The organism is Shewanella sp. 11B5 (assembly GCF_002836795.1).
GTDB classification, from domain to species: domain Bacteria; phylum Pseudomonadota; class Gammaproteobacteria; order Enterobacterales; family Shewanellaceae; genus Shewanella; species Shewanella frigidimarina.
This window is the reverse complement of sequence record NZ_PJAP01000360.1, coordinates 1-8,328: the sequence shown is the minus strand read 5'-3', so window position 1 is coordinate 8,328 and position 8,328 is coordinate 1. Positions and strand designations below refer to the sequence as shown.

Genomic DNA, 8,328 nt, shown 5'->3' with positions numbered 1-8,328 from the left:
TATGGCCATCAAAAATGCTGAGTTGTCAGCTAATAATGACGTTAAGTTAGTTGTTGTCGTTGAAGGTCCGAGCCAACGATCGTTGATGGATGATATATCAACAATTAATGCCATTCCGGGTGTGTTGACTGCCACCATGGTGTATCACCAAAGTGAAGAGCTTGAAGAAGGTGAAGTATGAAAATGAATAGACGCGATTTTATGAAAGCAAATGCCGCTATCGCAGCGGCAAGTGTTGCAGGATTAGCACTACCTACAAGTGCAAGCAACCTGATCACTAGCTCAGAACAAACCAAATTAGAATGGAACAAAGCACCTTGTCGTTTTTGCGGTACAGGTTGTTCAGTTATGGTTGCCACCCGTGACGGTAAAGTTGTTGCAACTCATGGTGATGCCAAAAGTGAAGTTAACCGCGGCTTAAACTGCATTAAGGGCTATTTCCTTTCTAAAATTATGTATGGTCGTGATCGTCTGCAAACGCCAATGTTGCGTATGACTGATGGTAAATATGACAAGCATGGCGAATTCACTCCTATCACATGGGAAAAAGCATTCGACACTATGGCCGAACGCTGGAAAGCGACCATAAAAGCCAAAGGCCCAACTGCAGTTGGTATGTTTGGTTCTGGTCAGTGGACCGTATGGGAAGGTTATGCAGCCGTTAAGTTAATGAAAGCTGGCTTTGGTTCAAACAACATCGATCCAAACGCACGTCATTGTATGGCATCTGCGGTAGGTGGCTTTATGCGCACCTTCGGCATTGATGAGCCAATGGGTTGTTATGACGATATGGAAGCGGCTGACGCGTTTGTGCTTTGGGGCTCAAACATGGCAGAAATGCACCCAATTTTGTGGACTCGTGTAACCGACCGCCGTTTAAGCGCACCACACGTTAAAGTTGCCGTGTTGTCGACCTTTGAACATCGTTCATTTGACCTTGCTGATTTACCGATTGTATTCACGCCACAAACTGATTTGGCGATGCTTAACTTTATTGCCAATTACATTATCCAAAATGGCAAAGTGAATAAAGATTTCATCAAAAAGCATGTTAACTTCCGCAAGGGAACCACTGATATTGGCTATGGTTTACGTCCAACGCATCCATTAGAAATGAAAGCTAAAAACGTCGCGACAGCAGGTGACTCTACACCGATTGATTTTGACGAATTTGCTAAATTTGTGGCTGATTATGATGTTGAATCTGTCAGTAAGTTGTCTGGTGTACCAGAACATAAGCTTATCGAGTTGGCAGAGCTTTATGCTGATCCAGATCGTAAAGTAACTTCATTCTGGACCATGGGCTTTAACCAACATACTCGTGGTGTGTGGTGTAATAACCTGATTTATAACATTCACTTGTTAGTCGGTAAAATTTCTACTCCAGGTAACAGCCCATTCTCATTAACGGGTCAACCTTCTGCTTGTGGTACAGCACGTGAAGTGGGTACATTCTCACATCGCTTACCTGCTGACATGGTGGTGACTAACCCTGAGCACAGAAAACATGCTGAAGAAATTTGGCGTATTCCGAGTGGTATTATTCCTCCTAAACCTGGCTACCATGCGGTAGAGCAAAACCGTCGCTTAAAAGATGGCGACCTAAATTGCTACTGGGTTCAAGTGAACAACAATATCCAAGCTGGCGCCAATATTAACGAAGAAGGTTTACCGGGTTACCGTAATCCAGAAAACTTCATCGTAGTGTCAGACGCTTACCCAACCGTGACGACTCAAGCTGCCGATTTGATTTTACCAACAGCCATGTGGGTAGAAAAAGAAGGTGCTTATGGTAATGCCGAGCGCCGTACTCAATTTTGGCACCAAATGGTTACTGCGCCAGGCGAGTCACGTTCAGACTTATGGCAGTTAATGGAATTCTCTAAGCGTTTCACTACCGACGAAGTTTGGCCAGCCGATGTATTAGCCGCCAACCCTTCATTCAAAGGTAAAACCTTATTTGAAGTGCTTTATCAAAATGGCAACGTTGAGAAGTTCCCGTTAAGTGATGCCGATCCTAAGTACTTAAATGACGAAGCTAAGCATTTTGGTTTTTACGTTCAAAAAGGCTTATTCGAAGAGTACGCTACTTTTGGTCGTGGTCATGGTCATGATTTAGCTGACTTTGATGTATACCACAAAGAACACGGTTTACGTTGGCCTGTTGTTAATGGCAAAGAAACCAAATGGCGTTTCCGTGAAGGGTCAGATCCATACGTTAAAGCCGGTAAAGACTTTGAGTTCTATGGTAAGCCAGATGGTCGTGCGGTTATCTTCGCATTGCCTTACGAGCCAGCAGCTGAATCACCAGATGAAGAGTTTGATATTTGGTTATCAACAGGTCGTGTGCTTGAACATTGGCACTCTGGTTCTATGACACAGCGTGTACCTGAGCTTTATAAAGCCTTCCCTGATGCAGTGTGTTTTATGCACCCAGAAGATGCTAAAAAGCGCGGTTTACGCCGTGGTGATGAAATTAGAATCGTCTCTCGTCGTGGTGAAATTAAAACCCGAGTTGAAACGCGTGGACGTAATAAGCCGCCTGTTGGCTTAGTGTTTGTGCCTTGGTTTGATGCTAGTCAGCTCATTAATAAAGTGACGTTAGATGCGACAGATCCTTTGTCAAAACAAACTGACTATAAAAAATGTGCTGTAAAGATTGTTAAGGCTTAAGGAGACAGACCATGAAAACAGGTAAATTATTATCGATTATCGCGTTATTAGGTTTCTCTGTAAGTGTAATGGCTACCAGTGTACCTGAAGACAAAATCGACACATTACGTTTAGCGCCAATTAACGTAGAACCGACACCGCCTGCAATGCAAGCGGTGATCAATACCGATGTTAAGCAGGTACGTAATTACCCAATGCAGCCACCGGTGATCCCGCACAAGATTGATGGTTATCAAATCGATCTTAAAGTGAACAAGTGTATCCAGTGTCATGCCCGTACCAGTACTGGTCATTCACAGGCTCCAATGGTGAGCGTGACTCACTATATGGACCGTGATAATAATTTCTTGGCTGATTTATCACCACGTCGTTATTTCTGTACTCAGTGTCATGCACCGCAGTTAGATGCCAAGTTATTAGTTGAAAATGACTTTGTCGATATTGATCACTTAATGAAGGCGAAAGCCCCAGTTAAGCACTAGGAGTCACTATGATTGCAAAATTGTTTGAGCAACTAAAAATAGTGTGGAAAGTGCTGTGTCGTCCGAGTGTCCATTACAGCCTTGGCTTCTTAACCATTGGTGGATTCATCGCAGGGGTTATTTTCTGGGGCGGATTCAACACCGCGCTGGAACTGACTAACCGTGAGCAATTCTGTATTGGTTGTCACGAAATGGAAAACAACGTTTATCAGGAGCTGCAAACCACCATTCACTTCACTAACCGAAGTGGTGTGCGTGCAACCTGTCCTGATTGCCATGTGCCACACAACTGGACTGACAAAATTGCCCGTAAAATGCAAGCGTCTAAAGAAGTGTGGGGCAAAATATTCGGCACCATTAATACTCGTGAAAAGTTTGAAGCAAAGCGTCGCCATTTGGCTGAAAACGAATGGAACCGACTCAAAGCTAACGATTCTTTAGAGTGCCGTAACTGTCATAACTTCGACTATATGGATTTCACTCGCCAGTCTAAGCGTGCATCACAAATGCATTCAACGTCACTGGCTAGCGGCGAAAAAACCTGTATCGATTGTCATAAAGGTATTGCACACCAATTACCTGATATGGCGGGCGTAGAAGGGTTCTAAACTGTTTAACATTGTAAGTGTATAGAAAAGGCCAGCAAATTTGCTGGCCTTTTGTTTTATGCATTTTGAACTAAAATTGTTTACGTTAAATCAACCTGTTGTCCAATCACATCAATTAAATATTCAGTGAAATCATGTCCATGGTTTTGCAACATTTTCGGGAACATTGAAATAGGCGTTAACCCAGGGAAGGTGTTAATTTCATTCAAGAGAATTTGGTTATCGGCAGTTAAAAAGAAATCGATGCGCGACAAATGACGTAACTTCATCCCTTTAAAGGCTTTTACCGCGTAATCACGGATCAGCTGACTGATCTCTGGGCTGAGGTTATCAGCAACAACGTCGGTGCGAGCCTTACTATTTGTAGCGTACTTTTCATCAAATGAATAAAAGGTATTACTGTCGCAAATAATCTCACCCGGTAAGGTAGCTACCACTTCACCCTGGTATTGATATACGGCGACCTCTAATTCACGCGCATGGATGGTTTGCTCAACCACAACATAAGGTGCATAACTGAATGCATCCTTAAGTACGTTAGCGATATTGGCTTTCACATCGACTTTATAGCATCCCACAGACGATCCTTGTGATGCTGCTTTAACGAAAACAGATCCCCAATTATCAAATGCCGCTTCAGTTTGCTTAATTGCATCATCATCTAGTTGATGTAAAAAGATGTAAGGCGTGTTTGGAACACCTAAAGCTGAAAACCACATTTTAGCGGTGATTTTGTTAAAACAATTACTTGAGGCTTCAGATTCACAACCAAAGTAGGGCAGTTGTATTAAGTTAAAATACGATTGAATATCGCCGGTTTCACCCGGGAAACCATGAATACACGGGATCACATAATCAACTGACCATGCTGGCGTACTGTTATCTTCAAAACGAATTTCACGGCGATTAGTCAGGTCGCATAATTTACCGTCTTCAGTGTGGTAATGACCATGTTTATCGAGTACTAACTTAAGTACCGAAAATTTATCTGACTTTGCCAGTGATGACTCAAAAAAACGTGCAGACATTAACGAAATATCGTGCTCTGCACCGCCACCGCCGCACAATAACAGCAGATTAATCTTTGGCATGGTTGCTCCTGAAAGACCAAAAAAATGGGCTAGATTTGAATTAGATTAGCCCTAAAAAAGTAATGCTTATGATAAAGACCCACAGCCATACAGTGCAAGTAAGAGTTAATAATATTTCAGCTAATTAGGTCAATTTTAGAAGGTAAGTCGATTAAATAGCCACAAGGAGATAATAATCAGCTGTCACATCTTCATTGTCTCACGAACCAGTTATGTTTATTAGCTATGCCAGTTTTGGCTTCACAGGCTTCGGTTGTCATAGTCTTTTAAGCGCCAACACGTGTGGCTGATGAGTAAGTAATAAGGTGATATCGTTTTGCTGTCGACAAGATCAACGCCATCATTTGTGTAGGGCCGGTAAATAATATTGTGTCTATGTTGAAAAAGAAAACCTCTTTTTATTTTCATAAAAAGAGGTTTTTTATCAATCAATATCATGTCTGCTGTCGTGATCAACCACATTGATTATATCGGTGTGGTAATAAACGCATTACAGAAGAATACTTAAGCTAATGGCATAAATTTCAGTCATTGGCTTTAGCATTTTCATGCCACCTAGAAGCGATAAGTTAAGTTCACCGAACCATTCACAGGCGCGCCGTAATAACCTATGGTCGCCAAGCTATTAATGTATTTTTCATCGGTGAGGTTATTAATGTTAGCTCTTAAATTGAGGTCCTCAGACACATCCCAACTGGCAAAAGCGTTAACCACTAAATAAGCATCTTGCTCTACATTAGAATCAACGTTTTTGGTTTCTGATTGCCATCTGCCGCCGAATCCAATGCTTACTTCTGGCAATTGTGGAATGGTATAATCCATTGAAAAGTTAACAACGTTGCGGGCTGCCCACTCATTTGCTTCAGCGCCGTTGTCATCTTCTACATCAAGCAGCGTATAAGCTAATACTGCATTGAGGTTGTCTGTTATATATCCAGTGACTTCAACTTCAAACCCTTTCGATTCGACATTGGCACCTTTATAATAATAATTTCCGTTGGCATTAAGGCCGGCGTAGCTAGCGAGGTTATTTTGCTCAGCGCTAAATAGTGCAAAGGTAGCCATTAAATCATTATCAAGCCATAGGGTTTTAAGCCCAAGCTCGTAATTTACGCCTTTAGTTGGGTCTAAAAAATACCCATCGTAATCATACTGCTCTTGCGGTTGGTAAATATCTGAATAACTGAAATAGGTGTTTATATCCTCTGTGATGCTATAAACCACACCTGCATAAGGGCTAAACTCACTCTCGTCATTGTCTATATCAACGCCGCTATTAATACCTTCGCGGGTATATTTAATCGCATTAAAACCAGCAACCACGAATAGGCTGTCATTGATATTGAACTTAGTTGAACCATAAGCGCGAAGTAAGCTTACATCTATATCAGAGTACTCTACTTTATCGCCCCATTCCGGTTCAGGGATCGCATTGAGATCGTAAGGGAAGGCTGGGGTTGGGCCATATGCAGGAGTCGCTGCAAAATCAAATGGGTGTTGGTACATGTATTTTTTACTTTGAGAACCGCTTAATCCCAAGGTGAGCTCATGATCTTGACCAAATAAGCTGTAATGACCAATTGTGGTGATGTCTACAATATCGGCTGAAAATTCAGTGTCGTAGCGACCAGGCCAACCATTTAATCCTAAGCCTGTGTCCTTATCAATGGTTCCAGAAGCATAAAATAACTTACTTTCATCTTCTAAACCTTGATGGTTATAGGCAACCTTAAGATCCCAATCGTTAGGCAGAATGTAAGTATACTCAACAAATGCGGTTGTGTTGCTAGTGTCCCACATGGTCCACTCTTGTGTTGTGGTCGCACTGGTATCCCACTCAGCTTGGGTGCCGTCAGTATAGTTAAATACTAATCCCCCCCAGGTATTGCCGTCTGTGTTGGCATCTTGGTATGAAAACCCTAACGTTAACGTTGAATTGTCTGTTAATTGGCCATCAACAACAGCGTAAATATAGCCACGATCGTTTTCTAGGCCATCTAGGTATGACCCTTTGTCTTCTACCACCGCAACAACTCTACCAGCCCAACTACCGCTTTCTGTTAACAGGGCAGAGTAGTCAGCTTGTACGCGCTTAAAGTCATCCGAACCGTAGGAAACGCCTACTTCGCCTTCATTTTCATTCGTTGGGCGTTTACGGACATAATTAATGGTACCAGCAGAATTACCTATTCCGGTAAGTAGCCCGTTAGCACCACGAATAACTTCAATTTTTTCATAACCATAAGCTTCCATTGCACCAGTGACGATACCCCAGTCATTAGGTAAACCGACGCCATCAATTTGGGTACTTTTAATTTCAAAACCGCGAGAAGTATATTGTGTGCGGTTAGTTTCCCATTCTTCAACATTAATACCCGTCGCAAGGCGAAGTACGTCATTAAGGTTATTGGCCCCAAAATTAGTTATCTGTTCGTTGGTCACCACACTGATTGACTGAGGAGTTTCATCAATCTCCATGGTTAACCCGGTCGCGCCTTGGCTAACGCGTTTATAACGAACACCCAAGATTTGGATTTTTTCGATATTTTGATCATTGTTGTCAGCATTTTGTTGTTCGGCTGCAAGGGCGAAGGGCTGTACTAGAAAGCCCATAGCCAAAACTAATGATGAAAGTGCAAAGATGTGTTGAGGTTTCATGTTTTGCCTTATCTTTTTTAGCGCTAAATAATGTTAATGAGGGTACATAATAACTATCAGGTACTAATTTTATTGCTAATGATTATCATTAGCAACCGTTGGTGGCGGTTACATTAATAGAAATGGGACGATTAGCACAAAATTTACAATTGATAATAATTATCACTCAATAGTTATTGAGATTCGTTATCAATCGTATTAGCATATGCGGGATATTCATCTCTATAAAGACAACGGACAAATTTGGAAAACAGATGGCAAAACTTAGTAATAAATTTTGGTTTAAGCTTCATGGCTGGTTTTCATTGCCCGTATGGATAATTTTTTGTTTCGTGTGCCTCACAGGAACAATTTCAGTGATAAGTCATGAATTAACCTGGCTTACAAATCCTGACTCGAGGGCAAGTAACCCGCAAAATCTGGCAGAAAAACCGATGTCAGAACTCGTTGAAATTGTGCAACAAGCGCACCCCACAGCAAACATCACCACAGTGATGAGCTTTGAGTCTTATCTGGTAAATGCGGTTATTTTTAACGATAGCGATGCGCCTTTTGCCATTGCTTATGTCAATCAATACACCGGCCAAATACAAGCAATTAATCTTGGCATGACCTTCACTAATTTTATGCGCTCATTACACGGTTGGTTACTGTTTCCATGGCATGTTAATTACAGTGTCGGCTATTACATTGTCTGTTTTATGGCAATTGTGATGTTGGGTGCATTGGTTTCTGGACTGGTGATTTATAAAAAGTTCTGGCGTTCATTTATCCAGCCAAAATTACGTTTAAATCAAGGTAAAAAAACATTGCTTG

At 41.8% G+C, this 8,328-nt stretch carries 7 protein-coding genes; 5 read left to right on the top strand and 2 right to left on the bottom strand.

Annotated features, from left to right (window positions below):
- Position 1 precedes the first annotated feature (1 nt).
- Genes CXF78_RS07990 through CXF78_RS07975 form a run of 4 tightly spaced genes read left to right on the top strand, consistent with a single transcriptional unit; the run spans position 2 to position 3,763 of the window.
- Positions 2 to 181 carry a chaperone NapD gene (locus tag CXF78_RS07990; protein ID WP_102036462.1) on the top strand — a complete coding sequence of 60 codons (180 nt, stop codon included), beginning with the start codon at positions 2 to 4 and terminating at the stop codon, positions 179 to 181.
- Positions 182 to 183: 2 nt separating this feature from the next.
- Positions 184 to 2,673 (top strand): nitrate reductase catalytic subunit NapA, encoded by a 2,490-nt coding sequence (napA, locus tag CXF78_RS07985; RefSeq protein ID WP_102036463.1) that lies wholly within the window; start codon positions 184 to 186, stop codon positions 2,671 to 2,673.
- Positions 2,674 to 2,684: 11 nt separating this feature from the next.
- Complete coding sequence (locus tag CXF78_RS07980; RefSeq protein ID WP_011638003.1) at positions 2,685 to 3,155, top strand: nitrate reductase cytochrome c-type subunit; 471 nt, start codon at positions 2,685 to 2,687, stop codon at positions 3,153 to 3,155.
- An 8-nt stretch (positions 3,156 to 3,163) separates the two neighbouring features.
- Complete coding sequence (locus tag CXF78_RS07975; protein WP_011638002.1) at positions 3,164 to 3,763, top strand: cytochrome c3 family protein; 600 nt, start codon at positions 3,164 to 3,166, stop codon at positions 3,761 to 3,763.
- Positions 3,764 to 3,843: 80 nt separating this feature from the next.
- On the opposite strand, the gene CXF78_RS07970 is transcribed toward CXF78_RS07975, so the two are convergent.
- Complete coding sequence (locus CXF78_RS07970; protein ID WP_102036461.1) at positions 3,844 to 4,854, bottom strand: D-alanine--D-alanine ligase; 1,011 nt, start codon at positions 4,852 to 4,854, stop codon at positions 3,844 to 3,846.
- A 555-nt stretch (positions 4,855 to 5,409) separates the two neighbouring features.
- The gene (locus CXF78_RS07965) at positions 5,410 to 7,512 is read right to left on the bottom strand and encodes a TonB-dependent siderophore receptor (protein ID WP_102036460.1); all 2,103 of its coding nucleotides are present in this window, start codon (positions 7,510 to 7,512) and stop codon (positions 5,410 to 5,412) included.
- A 254-nt stretch (positions 7,513 to 7,766) separates the two neighbouring features.
- Between CXF78_RS07965 and CXF78_RS07960 the strand changes: the two genes are divergently transcribed.
- On the top strand, positions 7,767 to 8,328 hold a 562-nt coding region (locus CXF78_RS07960), incomplete at its 3' end, for a PepSY-associated TM helix domain-containing protein (RefSeq protein ID WP_145991394.1).

What these genes read in the sequence shown, in the direction of transcription:
- CXF78_RS07990 (WP_102036462.1), top strand. Translation starts at nt 2, where the DNA reads ATGGCCATCAAAAATGCTGAGTTGTCAGCTAATAATGACGTTAAGTTA.
- napA (WP_102036463.1), top strand. Translation starts at nt 184, where the DNA reads ATGAATAGACGCGATTTTATGAAAGCAAATGCCGCTATCGCAGCGGCA.
- CXF78_RS07980 (WP_011638003.1), top strand. Translation starts at nt 2,685, where the DNA reads ATGAAAACAGGTAAATTATTATCGATTATCGCGTTATTAGGTTTCTCT.
- CXF78_RS07975 (WP_011638002.1), top strand. Translation starts at nt 3,164, where the DNA reads ATGATTGCAAAATTGTTTGAGCAACTAAAAATAGTGTGGAAAGTGCTG.
- CXF78_RS07970 (WP_102036461.1), bottom strand. Translation starts at nt 4,854, where the DNA reads ATGCCAAAGATTAATCTGCTGTTATTGTGCGGCGGTGGCGGTGCAGAG.
- CXF78_RS07965 (WP_102036460.1), bottom strand. Translation starts at nt 7,512, where the DNA reads ATGAAACCTCAACACATCTTTGCACTTTCATCATTAGTTTTGGCTATG.